We start from the raw sequence: 2688 nt of genomic DNA on the forward strand, positions 1-2688 counted from the left end.
CGCACACCGGGCAGAACCCCGGCCCATCGATCGGTGATCGCGGCGAGACGAGAGGCGTCCGGCGGGGTGCGGCCGAGGCCGATCGCGTAGCGCGCCGACTCCGGGCCGGCCTCGAACGGGCGGGGCCAGGCGTGCGCGTCGGGCGTACCGTGCTCCGCCAAGGCGGCGAGCAGGACGCGCACTCGACCGCGGAAGCGGCCCACGCACTGGTCCAACTCCTCGCCCCGGCCCGGCCGTACGGTCACGATCGCCCACGCGGCGTGCCGTCGGTGCAGCGCCGGCGCGGAGCGCAATTCGGGCCGGGGGTCGGCTCCGGTCTCAGCGGCCGCTTCCACGATCTCCCAGGCGCGGTAGAGCTCTCGGGTCAGCAGGTCCCGGCCGGCGGCGCCGATCTGCGCGGTGCACAGCCGGATCGGCGCGGTCGGCGTCACGATCGACACCGCCGCCGGTGTGCTCGGGACCGGGCCGGCGGATGGCCTCAGGGCGATCGGTTCGCGCCAGTTCCACGCGGCCCACGTGCCGAAGAAGTGTCGGAGCAGGTCGGCGTCGCCGACGTCGCGGGACTCCCGCACCGTGCGCGCCGCGAGGATCGCCCAGGCCAGGCCGGGCAGTCCGCCGAACGGCGCCGAGTCCAGGCCCCGCGCCTTCGCCCACACCTTGACCGCGCGGGCCAACTCGGCGAAGCGCGGATGCTCGTCGCCGACGGCCGCCCGGATCGCGGCCGCGTCGGTGACCGCGCTCAACGCCCTTGCCGCGGCCTCGCCCGCTTCGGCCCGGCGGGCCACCGCCTCGACCGGGGCCGTCGCACCGGTGGCCACCACGCTCAGGTCGACGCCCAGACTGTCGACACCCAGACCGTCGACACCCGGATCGCCGACGGTCAAGCGCACCCCCGGCACCCGCGCACCGGTGACCGGACGCACCCGGGTGCTACTCGGCAGCGCGGCCGTCACCCGCGCCCGCACCTCCGCGATGCCTACGGCATCCGGCAGCGCCGCCACCAGATCCAGGTCCGCGCCGGCCGGCGCGCAGCCCATCCGCCGTGAGCCGACCACGTGGACGACGCCTTCGGGAAGCGCATTCGCGATGCTGCGGGCGAGGTGCCGGGCCCGGTCGTCGAGGGCTTCGGGCAAGGTGTCCGGTTCGGGCGCGCCGGGGTCGTCGACCCAGCGCAGTTCGCCCGTACCCAGCGCGATCCTCGCCCGCACCCGCATCGGCTCGTCGCCTCTGCGGGAGAGCAACACCACGTCGCCGACCCGGGCCGACACGGGGTCGAGTCGGGCCGCGCAGGCCGCCGCGACCCGCTGCGGATCCGGAACCCGGCCCAGGGTCAGATGCGGCGTAAAGCCTTCGGCGCGGCCCCGACAGTGGGGGAATCGCCGGGCCAGGGCCCGGCGCAGCAATGCCCACGGCGCCTCGTCGGCCGCCGCCGGGTCGAGCCAGACGGTGGCGTCCTCCCGGGTGCCGAACGTGTGTACGCCGTCCAGTCGGGCGGCGAACGGGGCGCACTCGGCCGCCGCCGCGGCCAGCAGCGGGGCGGCCCGCTCGAACGCGGACTCCGGGACGAAGCCGAACAGCAGATTGACGTGCGGCGGCCAACGGTCGATCTGCGGATCGTGCGCCCGGCGCAGTGCCTCGATCGCCGGCCACAACGCGCGCGGCGGCAGCCACGCCACCGCGGTACGGGTCGTCGGGTCGACGGCGAGCGATTCCACCCGCGCGGCCCCGACCGGGTCGAGGTCGACCTCCACCGCGAAGTGGTCCGACGCGTACAGCCCTTCGGGCGTGGGCGCGTCGCCGCGCAGGCTCGCCGCGAGCGCGCGCGGTCCACCCGGGCGGACGAGCACTCGGTCCAGCCGGCCGGCTCGCCCGGACCGCGAGGAGACCGCGGCCAACGGATTGGCCGACGGGTCGAACGTGGGGGTGCGGTCGTCGGGACCGCGCACGTCTGTCCAGGCGTCGTGCAGGCCGAGCGTATGGGCCGGTCCGTCGTGCTCCTCGTTGAAGTCCCCGACCAGGACCAGGTCACCGGGCACGCCCGCGAACCCCTCGGCGAGTCGGGCCAGTTCGGCCCGCCGCCGGTCGGCACCGCGATCCGAGTGGTCGCTGCTCAAGTGGGTGGTGGCCAGCACCAACGGGCCGCCGGCGGTCTCCACCGTGACGGCGGTGACCGCCTTGTGCGGGCCGAGTTCGTGCACGGCGGCCTCCCGTACCGGCAGTCGGCTGAGCAGCAGGAGCCCGTTGCGCTCGATGTCGTCGCCGGCCGGGTCGGTGCCCAGGGTGTACCCGGTCCGCACCCACGCGGCGTCGGTCAGCATCGTGAGCAGGGCCGGCTCGACCTCCTGCAGCGCGATGACGTCGGCATCGGCCCGCGCCAGGGCCGCGAGCAGCAGCGGCCGGCGGGCGGCGGTGTCGATACGGTCGCCGTCGTAGCGGTCCCACAGTGTGTTCCACGTCAGTACGCGCAGACGCGTCGGCGGCGGCGTCGACGCAGGGAACGCGCCGTCCACCGGGCGCCACCCGTCGGCCGGGTCCCACGCGTGCGGCGTACGCGCGGTGAAGAAGGGGGCCCGCAGCCGGCGCGGGGCCTGTGCCCGGCCGAGTCCCGACGCGCCCAGGCGGTCGACGCCCGTGGCGCGGTCCCAGACGAGTTCGCCGTCCGCCTCGACGAACAGCACCCGATGCCAC

Annotated in this window: 1 protein-coding gene; it reads right to left on the reverse strand. The window is 76.0% G+C overall.

The genetic code is table 11. The annotated features are described in order from the left end of the window. The coding region (locus GT354_RS42710; RefSeq protein ID WP_161362256.1) for a poly(A) polymerase at positions 1 to 2688 on the reverse strand (2688 nt) is incomplete at both ends.

The organism is Streptomyces sp. SID3343, assembly GCF_009865215.1.
GTDB lineage: Bacteria > Actinomycetota > Actinomycetes > Streptomycetales > Streptomycetaceae > Embleya.